Below are 14,784 nucleotides of genomic sequence, written 5' to 3' on the forward strand. Positions count from 1 at the left end.
GCGCGGCGCCCCCTTCAACGCCAGCGGTACACCACGTCGCGCAGCAGCGGATAGATCTGCGTGTCCCAGCGGCGGCCGCTGAACACGCCGTAGTGGCCCACGCCGGGCTGCACATGGTGGTCCTTGAGAGTGGGGCGCAGGCCGCTGCACATGTCGTGCGCGGCCAGCGTCTGGCCCACGGCGCAGATGTCGTCGCGCTCGCCTTCGATGGTGAGCAGCGCGGTGCGGCGGATGGCCGCGGGCCGCACCGGGCGGCCGCGCCAGGTGAGCTTGCCCAGCGGCAGGTCGTAGTCCTGGAACACGCGCTGCACCGTCTCCAGGTAGAACTCCGCCGGCAGGTCGGCCACGGCGAAATACTCCTCGTAGAACCGGCGCACCGGCTCGGCCTTCTCATGCTCGCCGGCCGCGATCTGCGCATACATCTCGCGCAGCGAGTGCACATGCCGCTCCAGGTTCATGCTCATGAAGGCGCTCAGCTGCACGAAGCCCGGGTACACCCGCCGCAGCGCGCCGCGGAAGCGCACCGGCACCCGCGAGATCAGCCGCTGCTCGAACCACGACATCGGCTTGGTGACGGCCAGCTTGTTCACCGCGGTGGGGCTGATGCGGCAGTCCAGCGGGCCGGCGGCCAGCGTCAGCGTGCGCGGCGTGGCGGGATGGTCGTCCTCCGCCATCAGCGCGGTGGCGGCCAGCGCGGCCACGCAGGGCTGGCAGATGGCCAGCAGGTTCACGCCGGGGCCGATACGGGCCATGAAGTCCATCAGGTGCCCGGTGTATTCGTCCAGCCCGAAGCGGCCCGCCGCCAGCGGTACGTCGCGGCCGTTGTGCCAGTCGGTGATGTAGACGTCATGGTCGCGCAGCGTGGTGCGCACCGTCTCGCGCAGCAGCGTGGCGAAGTGGCCCGACATCGGCGCGGCGATCAGCAGCGGCGGCTGGTCGTCGATGCCCGGCTTCCTGAAATGCAGCAGCGTGGCGAAGGGCGTGGCGTACACCACCTCTTCCTCCACCGCCGCCGGCTGGCCATGCACCAGCACCTCGTGGATGCCGAAGGGCAGCCTCTGGTGCGTCACCTCGGCCAGCGCGAACACGTCCAGCGCGGCGGCGGCCTTGCGCACCGCCGGCACGTCCAGCAGCGCCTTCAGCGGGCCCTGCAGCACCGGCAGGCTGGTCCTGGCCATTGCGCGCCAGGGCCACATCAGGTCGGCATGCGCCTGGTAGGTGTCGTACAGCATTGGCCGGACACGCAACTAATGCGCCAGCGTGGCACAGCGATTGCGTCCCGCGTCGCACCCGTTGATGGCTACCAGGAGTTGCGATGGCCCGCGCCAGTCTGACGATCAGCAGCAAGAACTACTCGTCCTGGTCGCTGCGCGGCTGGCTGATGGCGCGTTATGCGGGCCTGGCTTTCGACGAGATCCGCGTGGCGCCCGACGACATCGCCGCCCGCAAGGAGCTGCTGCTGATGTCGCCTTCCATCCTGGTGCCCTGCCTGCGCCATGAGGGCGCCACCGTGTGGGACGTGCTGGCCATCGGCGAATACCTCAACGAGCTCAAGCCCGCCGCCGGCCTGCTGCCGGCCGACCGCGTGGCGCGCGCGCATTGCCGCTCGGTGTGCGGCGAGATGCACTCCGGCTTCAACAACCTGCGCTCGGCGTTGCCGATGAACCTCAAGGGCGATTCACCGGGCTTCCGCATCTGGGACCGCGCGCAGGCGGACATCGATCGCGTGCTCGAGATCTGGCGCGACTGCCTGCAGGCCCATGGCGGCCCCTATCTCTTCGGTGCCAAGCGCGGCATGGCCGACGCGATGTATGCGCCGGTGGCCACCCGCTTCAAGACCTACCACGTGGGCCTGGACGAGGTGTGCGGCGCCTACGCGGCCCGGCTGCTGGCCGAGCCCGAGATGCAGGAATGGACCCGCGCCGCGCTGGAGGAGCCTGACGACATCGAAGAGCTGCAGATGGAGTTCTGAACCGGCTGCCGCGGCGTTGTCACCACTTCCCGGGCGCCGGCACCGCGGCCGGGGCCTCGGCGTCCAGCGTGCCGAAGTCGGCCGGGCTGACGATCTCCAGGTACTCCATGTCCGGTGAGTAGTCGAACAGGAAGTGCACGATGCCGGGGCGCTGGTGCACCATGTCGCCCGCTTCCACCCGGGTTTCCTGGTCGCCGTACATGAAACGCGCCCAACCCTTGAGCATGTACACCAGGTGGAACTTGGCTTCGTGGCGGTGCCAGCCGGTGCCTTTTTCGGGCGCCTCGTTGGCCTTGACCAGCTGCGCGATCACCTGGCCGTGGGTGGCCTCGGCCACGCCCAGGTCGCGGTAGAGGAAGAAGTCCCGCAGGCCCTCGCCGCGCCAGGGCGTGTCGCCCGGCTTGACGTGGGAGAAGCGTGTGGTGGTGGTGTCCAGCATGCAGGCCTCCAGCGGCGACGTTGATGCGCTGCAGCATGCATGCGCCGTTCCAGCCGCGCGGCACCGCTCTGGGGCCTGCCGGGCGCGCCCTATCATGGACCGGGCTGGCAGGCAACCGCCTGCAGCCACCAACCCGTTCCTGCCCTCCGTCCTGCCGCATGCCCCTCGACGCGCCGCGCCACGCCTCCACCGCCCGCCCTGTCCACCCCCTGCAGCGCGCCGCGGCCCGGCTGTTCGGCGATTGGGTGGGAGACCTGTCTCGCGGCACGCTGAAGGCCGACGCCCTGGCCGGCCTGCTGGGCGCGGTGCTGGTGCTGCCGCAGGCCATCGCCTTCGCCACGCTGGCCGGGCTGCCGCCGGAGTACGGGCTGTACACCGCGGTGCTGCCCTGCGCCGTGGCGGCGCTGGCCGGCTCCAGCCGGCATGTGGTGTCCGGGCCCACCAATGCCAATTCGCTGGCGCTGTACGCGATGCTGGCGCCGCTGGCCGCGGTGGGCACGCCGCAGTACGTGCAGCTGGCGCTGGTGGTCACGCTGATGGTGGGCGTGATGCAGGCGCTGATCGGTCTGCTGCGGCTGGGCACGCTGGCCAACTTCATCTCGCCGGCGGCGCTGCAGGGCTTCACCGCCGGCGCGGCGCTGCTCATCGCGGTGCATGCGTCGCACGACCTGCTGGGCATCGCGCTGCCGGCCGGGCAGGGCGCCGGCACGGTGCTGCTGGAGGTGGCGCGCCGCATCCAGGGCTTGAATCCCGCCGCGGTGCTGGTGGGCGCACTGGCGCTGGGCACCGCACTGGCACTGCGCCGGTGGCGGCGCGGCTCGCCTTTCATGCTGCTGGGCCTGGCCGCCGGCACGCTGGCCGGCTGGTGGCTGGCGCAGGGCACGTTGTGGCCGCCGGTGCGCACCGTGGGGGGCGGTGGAGTCGCCCTGGCCGCCGCTGACGGTGCCGCAGGTGTCCTGGGGCCAGGTGCCGGAGCTGGCCGGCCTGGCCTTCGCGCTCACCATCGTGGCGCTGGGCCAGTCGTTCTCCATCGCCAAGGCGGTGGCTGCGCGCAGCGGCCAGCGCATCGACGCCAACCGTGAGTTCATCGGCCAGGGCCTGTCCAACATCGTCGGCAGCTTCTCCTCCAGCTACGTGTCCTGCGGCTCGCTCAACCGATCGATGCCCAACCTGGAGGCCGGCGCCCGCACGCCGATGGCCGCGGTGTTCTCCGCGGGGCTGCTGGTGGCGCTGGTGGCCTTCAGCGCGCCGGTGCTGGCGCTGATCCCGATGGCGGCCATCGCCGGGCTGCTGCTGCTGGTGGCCTGGGGCCTGTTCGACCTGCCGCGCTGGCAGCGGCTGTGGGCGCTCAGCCGCAGCGAGTTCGGCATTGCCGCGGCCACGCTGGTGGCCACGGTCACGCTGCGGCTGGAAGTGGCCATCCTGCTGGGCACCATGCTGTCGCTGGTGTCGTACCTGTACCGCACCTCGCGGCCGGCGATGCGCACCATGGGCTTCGACCACCCCAGCGCGCACGACCGGCCCTTCGTGGTGATCGACGGCCACCCGCCCGGCACGCTGCCCGAGTGCCCGCAGCTCAAGCTGCTGCGCATGGAAGGCTCGGTGTACTTCGGTGCCACCGCCCACGTGGCCGACCGGCTGCACGAACTGCGCCGCGGCCCCGAGGCGCCCCGGCACCTGCTGGTGATGAGCAAGAGCATGAACTTCATCGACCTGGCCGGTGCCGAGCTTTGGAACGACGAGCTGTCCGCCCGCCGCGCGATGGGCGGCGACCTCTACTTCCACCGGCCGCGCCCGCCGGTGATGGAGGCCTGGCAGGCCACCGGCTTCATCGACCGGCTGGGCGAGGACCACCTGTACAAGGACAAGCGCAGCGCCCTGGCCGACATCGTGCCGCGGCTGGATCCCGACATCTGCGCCCGCTGCAACGTGCGCATCTTCTTCGACTGCCCGCCGCGGCCCGGCACCTCGGGCGGGGACGGCATCTAGCCGCCCGCGCGCCGCCTCAATCCAGCTGCGCGCGGATGGCCGCCACCAGCGCGCGCAGCTGTTCGTCGATCTCGCGGCCCAGCTCGGGCGGGGCGGGCTGCGACTCGTACTGCTCCAGCGCCTGCACCAGGCTGCGGGCGCCGATGCTGGCGCAGGCGCCGCGCAGCGAATGGCTGGCCTGGCGGCGCTGGCGCTGGTCGGCCTGCGCGTCGGCCAGCATCGGCAGGCCGTTGGCATAGCTGGCCGCGAACTGCCGCAGCACCTGGGCCAGGGCGGGCAGCTGGTCGCCCAGGTTGCGCAGCGCGGCCGGCAGGTCCAGGCCGCCGATGGCCGCCAGGCGCTCGTCCAGCGGTCGCGGGCCGCCTTCGGCCGCGGTGGCTGCCGGCGTGGCCGGCGACAGCAGCCGGCGCGGCAGCCGCTGGCGCTGCGGCAGCCAGCGCAGCAGCGTGGCATAGAGCTTGACCGGGTCCACCGGCTTGGCCAGGTGGTCGTTCATGCCGGCGGCGAAGCAGGCCACGCGGTCCTCGCCGAAGGCATTGGCCGTCATCGCGATGATGGGCAGGCCGCGGCCCAGCTGCGCACGGATGGCGCGGGTGGCCTCCAGGCCGTCCATCACCGGCATCTGCATGTCCATCAGGATGGCGTCGTAGTCGCGCACCCGGCACAGCTCCAGCGCGCGGGCGCCGTGCTCGGCGGTCTCCACTTCCAGCCCCGCCACCCGCAGCAGCTGGTGCGCCACTTCCTGGTTCACCGCGTTGTCCTCCACCAGCAGTACCCGCTGGCCGGCATGGTGCTGGCGCAGCAGGGCTTCCTGCTCGCTGGTCAGGCCGCCTTCGGGCAGCAGGGTGTCGCCGCGCTGGCGCAGCACCCGGGCCAGCGTGTCCTGCAGCGCGGAGGCGGTGAGGGGCTTGACCAGCACCGCGTCATAGCGGGCGGCGCGGGCCTGCTGCCACATGTCGGGCTGGTCGAAGGCCGTCACCAGGATGCTGGGCGGCATGCCGCTGCCCAGCGTCTGGCGCAGGCGGTTGAGCGTGTCCACGCCGTTCAGCGGGTACATGTGCCAGTCGATCAGGAACACGTCGTAGGGCTTGCCGGCCTTCATGCGCCCGGTCACCTGGCGCACCGCGGATTCGCCGTCGGGCATGCCGTCCACCTCCAGGCCGAAGCTGCGCAGCCGGTCCTCGATCGCATGCAGGGCCTCGGGCAGGTCGTCCACCACCAGCGCGCGCAGGTCGTTCAGCGGCGGCGGGGCGGCCAGCTCCCCGGCCTCGGCCGCGCGGCCCAGCCAGGCGGTGAACCAGAAGGTGCTGCCGGCGCCCGGCGCGCTGTGCACGCCCACCTCGCCCTCCATCAGCCCGGCCAGGTGGCGGGTGATGGCCAGGCCCAGGCCGGTGCCGGCATGGCGGCGCGTGGCCGAGGCATCGGCCTGCTCGAAGGCATTGAACAGCCGCGCCTGATCGGCCGGCGTGATGCCCTCGCCGGTGTCCGACACCTCGAAGCGCACCTGCAGGCGGTGGCGGTCCTCGGCCAGCAGCTCGGCCTTGAGCCGCACCCAGCCGTGCTGGGTGAACTTCACCGCATTGCCCAGCAGGTTCACCAGCGCCTGCGACAGCCGCGTGGGGTCGCCGCGCAGCCGTGGCGGCAGGTGGTCGGTGTCCAGCACCAGCTCCAGGCCCTTCTCGCGCGCGCGGTCGCCAACCATGTCGAAGGTGCTGCTCATCAGCGCGTCCACCGAGAACTCGGTGTCGTCCAGCACCATCTTGCCGGCCTCGATCTTCGACAGGTCCAGGATGTCGTTGATCAGCTGCAGCAGGTGCTTGGCGGCGCTGTCGATCTTGGAGAGCCGGTCGCGCTGCAGCGTGTCGCGGGTGTCGCGCGACATCAGGTGCGTCAGGCCGATGATGGCGTTCATCGGCGTACGGATCTCATGGCTCATGTTGGCCAGGAAGGCGCTCTTGGCGCTGGTGGCCGATTCGGCCTGCTCGGCGCGGGCCTCGAGCTGGCTGTTCAGGTAGGCCAGCTGCGTCTGCGCCTGCTTGAGCGCGCTGATGTCGGTGATGGCCACGAAGAAGCCGTGCGCGCGGCCTTCCACCCAGTGCGGGATGTAGCTCAGCAGCGCATCCACGGTGCGGCCGTCGGCGCGGGTGATCTGGCGCTGGTATTCCACCCGCTCGCCACGCAGCGCGGCCTGGATGTGGGGCTCGGCCACGCGCCAGCTTTCGGCGCTCACCAGTTCCTGCGCGCGCATGCCGATCACTTCCTCCGGGCCCTTGCCGAACCAGTCGGCATAGGCGCGGTTGGCGAAGCGGCAGCGCAGGTCGGGGCCCCAGTAGCCGATCACGCCCGGGATGCTGTCGGCCACCAGCCGGGTGAAGCGCTTGGCCTCCACCAGCTCGGTGATGTTGGTGGCGATGAAGAACCAGCCTTCCACCTTGCCGTGCAGCCGCTGCGGCACCCTGTACACCCAGAAGTGCCCGACACGGCCGCCGGCGTCGGTCATGTCCAGCTCCATCTCCACCACCTCGCCTTCCAGCACGCGGCGGATGGAGCCGATCTGGCGCTGCAGCGTCTCCTCGCCCAGCACCTGCGGCACGGTGCCGCCGATGCAGGACTCGCGCTGCAGGCCGAACCAGTCCAGGTAGGCGCGGTTGGCAAAGCGCAGCCGCAGGTCATGGCCCCAGTAGGCCACCAGCGTGGGCTGCGCGTCGAGGATGGCCTCGGTGAAACGTTCGGTCTCGCGGCGTGCGTCCAGCGCCGATTGCAGCTCGCGGGTGCGGGCCTCCACCAGCTCCTCCAGCCGGTCGGAGTGCGAGGCCAGCTGCGCGCTGGCCTCGTGCTGCACCGTCACGTCCACCAGCGACATCACCGCGCCGCTCACGCGGCCGTGCTCCAGCAGCGGCTCGGCATTGACGCTGTACAGGCGGGAGCCCCGGCCGTCGAAGTCCACCGCGATCAGCTGGCCGCGCTGCGGCTGGCCGGTGGCCAGCGCGCGGCCGCTGGGAGTCTCGGGCCGGGGCATCGGCCGGCCGTCTGGATGCAGCGCCGGCCAGCGGCTGCCCAGCGGCAGGCCGATGGGGTCGAAGGCCTCGCCCGGCGGCACGCGGCCGGCCAGCAGGCGGTGCGCGGCCGCATTGCAGTGCACGATGCGCGCCTGCGCATCGACGGTGATGACCGCCTCGGCCAGCGCGGCCAGCGTGCTGCGCAGCCGCTCGGCGCTGTCGGCCAGTGCGGCCTCGGCCTGGCTGCGGGCGCGGTCGCTGCGCAGCATGGCCCGCCACAGGCCCAGCAGGAAGGCGCCCGACAGCAGCAGCGTGGCATCGAAGATCCAGCCCAGCCGGCGGTTGGCCTCGCGGTCGCGGGCCTGCACCGCCTTGTCCAGCCGGGCCATCTGCTCATGCACCTGGTGCAGCGCCCGCTGGGCCTGGATGTCCAGCGCGATGGCGCCCGGCTCGCGCTCGGGCGGCGGCAGGCCGCGCAGGGCGTCGATGGCCTGTACCAGGCCCTGCATCAGCTGCGCCTCGCCGGTGCCGCGGGCCACGCGGTGGATGCCCAGCGCCGCCGCGTCCAGCAGCGCGGTGCCACGCTCGCGTTGCCAGGGCGAGCCCGGCGCGCCGCCCAGCGTGAGGTGGTGGAAGGCCTCGTGAACGTCGGAGGCGGCTTCCTTCAGCGCCAGGGTGGTGAGGGCCGATTCGGCCGCGCGCCGCACCTGCAGCGAATAGACGGTGGCCACTGCGCTGCACACCAGCAGCGTGGACAGGGCAGTGGCGATGATCCAGCCGCGGCCGTGTTGCATCAGCATTCGACGATGTTGACGGCCAGGCCGCCGCGGGCGGTTTCCTTGTACTTCGTCTGCATGTCGGCGCCCGTCTCGCGCATTGTCTTGATGACCTTGTCCAGCGATACATGGTGGGTGCCGTCGCCGCGCAGCGCCATGCGGGCGGCATTGATGGCCTTCACCGAGGCGATGGCGTTGCGCTCGATGCAGGGGATCTGCACCAGGCCGCCCACCGGATCGCAGGTCAGGCCCAGGTGGTGTTCCATGCCGATCTCGGCGGCGTTCTCGGCCTGCTCGGGCGTGCCACCCATCACCGCGCACAGCGCACCGGCGGCCATCGAGCAGGCCACGCCCACCTCGCCCTGGCAGCCCACCTCGGCGCCGCTGATGCTGGCGTTTTCCTTGTAGAGGATGCCGATGGCCGCAGCGGTGAGCAGGAAGTCGACCACGCCGGCATCGGTGGCGCCGTGCACGAAGCGCGCGTAGTAGTGCAGCACCGCCGGCACGATGCCGGCCGCGCCGTTGGTGGGCGCGGTGACCACGCGGCCGCCGGCGGCGTTCTCCTCGTTGACGGCCAGCGCATAAAGGTTGACCCAGTCAAGCACCTGCAGCGGGTCGCGCAGCGCGGCCTCGGGCTGGCTGGTCAGCGCCGCATGCAAGCCGGCGGCCCGGCGCCTGACCTTGAAGCCGCCGGGCAGCACGCCGTCGGTGCGGCAGCCGCGCTGCACGCAGGCCTGCATCACCGCCCAGATGTTCAGCAGGCCGGCGTCGATCTCGGCATCGGTGCGCCAGTGGCGCTCGTTCGCGCGCATCACGCCGGCGATGCTCAGGCCCTCACGTGCGCACACCTGCAGCAGCTCGGCGCCGCTGGAAAACGGCAGCGGCAGCACCGTGGTGTCGGGCGCGATGACCTTGTGCTTGCTGCCGTCGGCGGCCACCTCGTCGCTGACGATGAAGCCGCCACCACCGAGTAGTACACCCGGTTGGCGATCTCGGCGCCCGCGGCGTCGAAGGCGGTGAAGCGCATGCCATTGGCATGGAAGGGCAGGCTCTCGCGGCGATGGAAGACGAGGTCGGACGCGGCATCGAAGGCCACGCGGTGCTCGCCGTGCAGCAGCAGCGCCTGCTGCTGCGTGATGGCGGCCAGCAGCGCGGGCACGGCGTCCACGTCCACCGTGTCCGGCTCATGGCCGGCCAGGCCCAGCAGCACCGCCTTGTCGCTGCCGTGGCCCTTGCCGGTGGCGCCGAGCGAGCCGTAGAGCTGCGACTGCACGCGGGCGGTGCGCAGCAGCAGGCCCTCATGCGCCAGCCACAGGGTGAAGAGCCGGGCTGCCCGCATCGGGCCGACGGTGTGCGAGCTGCTCGGCCCGATGCCGATCTTGAAGAGGTCGAAGGCGGAAACGGCCATGCGGTGCAAGCCCAGTGGAGGCGATGGCGGCAGGATAAGCGCGCACCGTGCCAGCGGGCGTCGCCGCCGTGCCACGCTGTCGCCATTTGGCGGCCGGCGCGGGGCCGGCCGCGGGGCGCTTCAGCCCTCGGCGTACTCGCTCATCGGCACGCAGCTGCAGAACAGGTTGCGGTCGCCGTAGACGTTGTCCACCCGGCCCACCGGCGACCAGTACTTGCCCCGCCGCAGCGCGGCCACCGGGTAGGCGGCCTGCTCGCGGCTGTAGGCATGCGGCCAGTCGGCAGCCAGCAAGGCCTCGGCGGTGTGCGGCGCATTCTTCAGCGGCTGGTCGTCGCGCGGCCATTCGCCGCGCTCGATCTTGGCGATCTCCTCGCGGATGGCGATCATCGCGTCGCAGAAGCGGTCGAGCTCCTTCAGCGGCTCGCTCTCGGTGGGCTCCACCATCAGCGTGCCGGCCACCGGGAAGCTGAGCGTGGGCGCATGGAAGCCGTAGTCGATCAGCCGCTTGGCGACGTCCTCGGCGCTGACGCCGCTGCTGTCCTTCAACGGGCGCAGGTCGAGGATGCACTCGTGCGCCACGCCGCCGCCCTTGATGCCTTCCAGCTCGCCGCTGAAGTGGATGTCGTAGTGGTCGGCCAGCCGGGCGGCCACGTAGTTGGCGCTGAGGATGGCGGTCTCGGTGGCCGCCGTCAGGCCCTCGCTGCCCATCATGCGGATGTACATCCAGGTGATCGGCAGCACCGCCGCATTGCCCAGCGGCGCGGCCGAGACCGCGCCCACGCTGCCGGCACCCGGCAGGAAGGGCACCAGGTCGGCCGCCACGCACACCGGGCCCACGCCCGGGCCGCCGCCGCCGTGCGGGATGCAGAAGGTCTTGTGCAGGTTGAGGTGGCTCACGTCGCCGCCAAACTCGCCCGGCGCGGCCACGCCCACCAGCGCATTCATGTTGGCGCCGTCCACGTACACCCGGCCACCATGCCGGTGCACCAGCGCGCACAGCTCCTTCACCCGCGGCTCGAACACGCCGTAGGTGGAGGGGTAGGTGATCATCACCGCGGCCAGGCGGTCGGCGTGCTTCTCGCACTTGGCCTGCAGGTCGGCCAGGTCGACGTTGCCCATCTCGTCGCATTGCACGCCCACCACCTGCATGCCCACCATCTGGGCGCTGGCGGGGTTGGTGCCGTGGGCCGATTCGGGGATCAGGCACACGGTGCGCTGCGCGTCGCCGCGTGAGAGATGCCAGCCGCGGATGGCCAGCAGGCCGGCGTATTCGCCCTGCGAGCCGGCGTTGGGCTGCAGGCTCACGCCGGCATAGCCGGTGGCCTGCACCAGCCAGTCGCACAGCTGCTGGTTCAGCAGCGCGTAGCCCTGCTGCTGGTCGGCCGGTGCGTAGGGGTGCACGTTGGCGAATTCCGGCCAGGTGATGGGGATCATCTCGCTGGTGGCATTCAGCTTCATGGTGCACGAGCCCAGCGGGATCATGGTGCGGTCCAGCGCCAGGTCCTTGTCCGACAGGCTGCGGATGTAGCGCAGCATCTCGGTCTCGCTGTGGTGGGTGTTGAACACCGGGTGCGTGAGGTACGCGCTGCCGCGCAGCAGCTGCGGCGCGATCAGCGGGGCGATGCCGCGCTCATGCCGCGCGAAGTCGGGCTGCGCATGGGGCCGGCCGGTGAACACGCGCAGCAGCGCGGCGAGGTCGGCGCGGGTGGTGGTCTCGTCCAGCGTGATGCCCAGCGACGTGTCGCTGGCGCGGCGCAGGTTCATGCCGGCCGCCTCGGCCGCGGCCAGCAGGGCGCCGGTGCGTTCGCCGGTGGCCACTTCCAGGGTGTCGAAGGCCTCGGCATGGGCCAGCGTGAAGCCGGCCTGCTGCAGCTCCGCAGCCAGCAGCGCGGTGTAGCTGGCCACGCGGCGGGCGATGCGCTTCAGGCCCTCGGGCCCGTGGTACACGGCGTACATGCTGGCGACCACCGCCGGCAGCACCTGCGCGGTGCAGATGTTGGAGGTGGCCTTCTCGCGGCGGATGTGCTGCTCGCGCGTCTGCAGGGCCAGCCGGTAGGCCGGGGCGCCGTGTGCGTCCACGCTCACGCCCACCAGGCGGCCGGGCAGCGAGCGCTTGAACTCGTCGCGCGTGGCCATGTAGGCCGCATGCGGGCCGCCGGCGCCCATCGGCATGCCGAAGCGCTGGGTGTTGCCCACCACGATGTCGGCGCCCTGTTCACCCGGCGGCAGCAGCAGCGCCAGCGCCAGCAGATCGGCCGCGACGATGGCCAGCCCGCCCTGGGCATGCACGCCGTCGATCAGCGGGCGCAGGTCGCGCACGCGGCCGGTGACGCCCGGGTACTGCAGCAGCGCGGCGAAGGCCTGCACGCTGCCGGCCTCCTCGGCCGGGCCCACCTGCACCGTGATGCCCAGCGGCTCGGCGCGGGTGCGCACCACGGCCAGCGTCTGCGGCAGCACGTCGTCGGCCACGAAGAAGGTGGTGCTCTTGCTCTTGCCCACCCGCAGCGCCAGCGTCATGGCCTCGGCCGCGGCGGTGGCCTCGTCCAGCATCGACGCATTGGCGATGGCCATGCCGGTGAGGTCGGTCACCATGGTCTGGAAGTTCAGCAGCGCTTCCATGCGGCCCTGCGAGATCTCGGCCTGGTAGGGCGTGTAGGCGGTGTACCAGGCCGGGTTCTCGAGGATGTTGCGCAGCACGACCGGTGGCGTCAGCGTGCCGTGGTAGCCCTGCCCGATGAAGCTCTTGAGCAGCCGGTTGCGCGCGGCCACCGTCTTCAGCTCGGCCAGCGCCTGCGCCTCGGTCAGCGGCGCGGGCAGCGTCATGGCCGTGCCGCGGGCGATGGCACGCGGCACGATGGCGTCGATCAGCGCGCGGCGCGAGGCCGCCCCGATCACCGACAGCATGTGCGCCTCGTCGGCCGCGTCGGGGCCGATGTGGCGGGCGGTGAACTCGGCCTCGTTCTCGAGGTCGCCAAGCGGCTGGAGGGCAGGCATCAGCATGGAAAGGCTCGCGGGCAGGGAAGAGGGATCAGAGGGTCTTGAGCAGGGCCTGGTAGGCCGGCTCGTCCATCAGGCCGCCCAGCTGGCCGGCATCGGCCACGCGCACCTTGAAGAACCAGCCCGCGCCCATCGGGTCGGAATTGGCCAGCGACGGGTCGGCCCGCAGCGCCTCGTTCACTTCCACCACCTCGCCGGTGACGGGCATGAACAGGTCGGCCGCGGCCTTCACCGACTCCACCACGCCGGCCACGTCGCCCTTCTCGAAGGTCTTGCCCACTTCGGGCAGGTCGACGAACACCACGTCGCCCAGCGCGTCCTGCGCATGCTGGGTGATGCCGACGATGGCGGCATCGGTGTCGCCGGCATTGATCCACTCGTGGTCGTTGGTGAACTGAATCGTCATGTGCTCGCTCCTGGGGTTCGTGGGGTGGGATGGAAGGGGTTCAGCGCTGGTAGCGGTGGGGCGCGAAGGGCATCGCGCTAACCCGCATCGGCAGGCGCTTGCCGCGCACGTCGGCATGCACCTCGTTGCCGGGCTGTGCATGGTTGGCGGCCAGGTAGGCCATCGCGATGGGCTGGTTGACCGTGGGCGCCAGCGTGCCGCTGGTCACGCGGCCCAGCTTGTGGCCGTGGGCGTCGTGCAGGGTGGCGCCTTCGCGCACCGGGATGCGCTCCAGCCCCACCAGGCCCACGCGCTTGCTGGGCGCACCGCCGGCCAGGTGCTTCTCGATCACCGCCGCGCCGGGATAGTGGCCGGCCCGCGCGCCGCCGGGGCGCCGCACCTTCTGGATGGACCAGGCCAGGCCGGCTTCCACCGGCGAGGTGGTGGTGTCGATGTCATGGCCGTACAGGCACAGGCCGGCTTCCAGCCGCAGCGTGTCGCGCGCGCCCAGGCCGGCGGGCTTGACTTCCGGCTGCTCCAGCAGCTGGCGGGCCAGGGCCACGGCCTCCTCAGCGGGCACCGAGATCTCGAAGCCGTCCTCCCCGGTGTAGCCGGAGCGGGTGATGAAGCACTCCACGCCGTTCAGCGCGAAGCTGCCGCCGGTCATGAAGGTGAGGCGGGCCACGTCGGCATTCAGCCGCGCCAGCGCCTGCACCGCCTTCGGGCCCTGCAGCGCCAGCAAGGCACGGTCGGGCAGCGGGATGACCTGGCAACGGTGGCCGATGTGGGTCTGCAGGTGGCGGATGTCGTCGGCCTTGCAGCCGGCATTGACCACCAGGAACAGGTCGTTCTCGCGCCGGGTGACCATCAGGTCGTCGAGGATGCCGCCCGAGGCATTGGTGAGCTGGGTGTAGCGCTGCCTGCCCACGCCCAGATCGACGATGTCGGCCGGCACCAGGGTCTCGAGCGCGGCGGCCGCGGCGGCGGCATCGGGCAGCCGCAGCTGGCCCATGTGGGAGACGTCGAACAGCGCCGCCGAATCGCGGCACTGCCGGTGCTCGGCGAGGATGCCGCCGGGGTAGTTGACCGGCATCGCATAGCCGGCGAAGGGCACCATCTTGGCGCCCAGTTCCACGTGCAGCGCATGCAGCGGCGTCTGGAGCAGTTCAGCGGACATCGGATGTCTCCCGGGGTGAAAGGGGAAGCGAAGAGGCCATCGATCACCCACCATAACCGCCGTCGGGCGTTCTGGGTGGGGTGATGCCCTCGCTGTCCGCTTTACCTGAGAGATTGGCCGGGCCCCGCGTGGTGCGGCGGCACGGCTTGCCCCTTCGGTGGGCGGGCTCGCGGCCCGCCTCTCTCCAGTGAGGAACGCCCCGACGGGGCGTCTTGCCAGTCCTTTTGCCTGAGCGTTCGGAGCTTGTGCCCCTGCGCCTTCGGCGGCCGTTGCGTTGGGATGCCGCAGCGGCTCTCTCCTGGCGGGCGGCAGTGTAGCCCAGGCCCCCGGGTGGGCCGGGCCGCTGCCGCGCTGGGTCAGCGGCGCTGGTCCATGCGCAGTTCGCGCGCCATGCTGCGGCGGTCGCGGCCCATGGCGGGAATCAGGAAGGGCTCGAACTTCTGGCCCTTGTCTGCCGGGGGCTCGAAGGGCTCGCTGCGGCGGGAGCCGGCGGGCTGCACGGGATGAGCGGATTTCTGGATCATCATGCGGGGCTGTCTCACGGCTTGTTGGCGCCGCGTGGCACCTCTAACGACGCAAGATGGATTTCGGATGACAAAGCTTGCCGCAGGATTTCCAGCACAGGTAACAAGCCGCTGCGCT

8 protein-coding genes, 2 pseudogenes and 2 riboswitches are annotated in these 14,784 nt (G+C 71.5%); of the genes and pseudogenes, 2 read left to right on the forward strand and 8 right to left on the reverse strand.

Going from position 1 to position 14,784, the window contains the following annotated elements; all coding sequences use genetic code 11:
- Window positions 1-14 precede the first annotated feature (14 nt).
- On the reverse strand, window positions 15-1,232 hold the full coding sequence (locus tag LRS14_RS18045; RefSeq protein WP_046114774.1) for a polyhydroxyalkanoate depolymerase: 1,218 nt from the start codon (window positions 1,230-1,232) through the stop codon (window positions 15-17).
- 83 nt (window positions 1,233-1,315) lie between these two features.
- Here LRS14_RS18045 and LRS14_RS18050 point away from each other — a divergent pair, with 83 nt between their 5' ends.
- Window positions 1,316-1,972, forward strand: a complete 657-nt coding sequence (locus tag LRS14_RS18050; protein ID WP_046114773.1) for a glutathione S-transferase family protein — start codon at window positions 1,316-1,318, stop codon at window positions 1,970-1,972.
- 19 nt (window positions 1,973-1,991) lie between these two features.
- Here the strand turns inward: LRS14_RS18050 and LRS14_RS18055 are convergent, their stop codons facing one another.
- On the reverse strand, window positions 1,992-2,411 hold the full coding sequence (locus LRS14_RS18055; RefSeq protein ID WP_257800535.1) for a cupin domain-containing protein: 420 nt from the start codon (window positions 2,409-2,411) through the stop codon (window positions 1,992-1,994).
- Between the two features lie 158 nt (window positions 2,412-2,569).
- Between LRS14_RS18055 and LRS14_RS18060 the strand changes: the two are divergent.
- Window positions 2,570-4,400: pseudogene (locus tag LRS14_RS18060) on the forward strand (SulP family inorganic anion transporter).
- A gap of 16 nt (window positions 4,401-4,416) precedes the next feature.
- Here the strand turns inward: LRS14_RS18060 and LRS14_RS18065 are convergent.
- The 6 genes and pseudogenes from LRS14_RS18065 to LRS14_RS18090 form a co-directional block, all read right to left on the reverse strand.
- Entirely contained in the window at window positions 4,417-8,199 is a 3,783-nt protein-coding gene (locus LRS14_RS18065) for a PAS domain-containing protein (RefSeq protein ID WP_257800536.1), read from the reverse strand.
- Window positions 8,193-9,583, reverse strand: a pseudogene (locus LRS14_RS18070) (L-serine ammonia-lyase). Before LRS14_RS18070 ends, LRS14_RS18065 begins: the two are co-directional and overlap by 7 nt.
- A gap of 120 nt (window positions 9,584-9,703) precedes the next feature.
- Window positions 9,704-12,583, reverse strand: a complete 2,880-nt coding sequence (gcvP, locus tag LRS14_RS18075) for an aminomethyl-transferring glycine dehydrogenase (protein ID WP_257800538.1) — start codon at window positions 12,581-12,583, stop codon at window positions 9,704-9,706.
- Between the two features lie 28 nt (window positions 12,584-12,611).
- The gene (gcvH, locus tag LRS14_RS18080; protein ID WP_046114769.1) at window positions 12,612-12,986 is read right to left on the reverse strand and encodes a glycine cleavage system protein GcvH; all 375 of its coding nucleotides are present in this window, start codon (window positions 12,984-12,986) and stop codon (window positions 12,612-12,614) included.
- 40 nt (window positions 12,987-13,026) lie between these two features.
- Window positions 13,027-14,142: a glycine cleavage system aminomethyltransferase GcvT gene (gene gcvT, locus LRS14_RS18085; protein WP_257800539.1), complete on the reverse strand. Its 1,116-nt coding sequence runs from the start codon at window positions 14,140-14,142 to the stop codon at window positions 13,027-13,029.
- A gap of 82 nt (window positions 14,143-14,224) precedes the next feature.
- Window positions 14,225-14,340: riboswitch (glycine riboswitch) on the reverse strand.
- 12 nt (window positions 14,341-14,352) lie between these two features.
- Window positions 14,353-14,453: riboswitch (glycine riboswitch) on the reverse strand.
- A 45-nt stretch (window positions 14,454-14,498) separates the two neighbouring features.
- The gene (locus tag LRS14_RS18090; protein ID WP_157039673.1) at window positions 14,499-14,684 is read right to left on the reverse strand and encodes a hypothetical protein; all 186 of its coding nucleotides are present in this window, start codon (window positions 14,682-14,684) and stop codon (window positions 14,499-14,501) included.
- Window positions 14,685-14,784: the final 100 nt, after the last annotated feature.

Source organism: Aquincola sp. J276 (assembly GCF_024700035.1).
Taxonomy (GTDB): Bacteria; Pseudomonadota; Gammaproteobacteria; order Burkholderiales; family Burkholderiaceae_C; genus Aquincola; species Aquincola tertiaricarbonis.

What these genes read in the sequence shown, in the direction of transcription:
- LRS14_RS18045 (WP_046114774.1), bottom strand. Translation starts at nt 1,232, where the DNA reads ATGCTGTACGACACCTACCAGGCGCATGCCGACCTGATGTGGCCCTGG.
- LRS14_RS18050 (WP_046114773.1), top strand. Translation starts at nt 1,316, where the DNA reads ATGGCCCGCGCCAGTCTGACGATCAGCAGCAAGAACTACTCGTCCTGG.
- LRS14_RS18055 (WP_257800535.1), bottom strand. Translation starts at nt 2,411, where the DNA reads ATGCTGGACACCACCACCACACGCTTCTCCCACGTCAAGCCGGGCGAC.
- LRS14_RS18065 (WP_257800536.1), bottom strand. Translation starts at nt 8,199, where the DNA reads ATGCTGATGCAACACGGCCGCGGCTGGATCATCGCCACTGCCCTGTCC.
- gcvP (WP_257800538.1), bottom strand. Translation starts at nt 12,583, where the DNA reads ATGCTGATGCCTGCCCTCCAGCCGCTTGGCGACCTCGAGAACGAGGCC.
- gcvH (WP_046114769.1), bottom strand. Translation starts at nt 12,986, where the DNA reads ATGACGATTCAGTTCACCAACGACCACGAGTGGATCAATGCCGGCGAC.
- gcvT (WP_257800539.1), bottom strand. Translation starts at nt 14,142, where the DNA reads ATGTCCGCTGAACTGCTCCAGACGCCGCTGCATGCGCTGCACGTGGAA.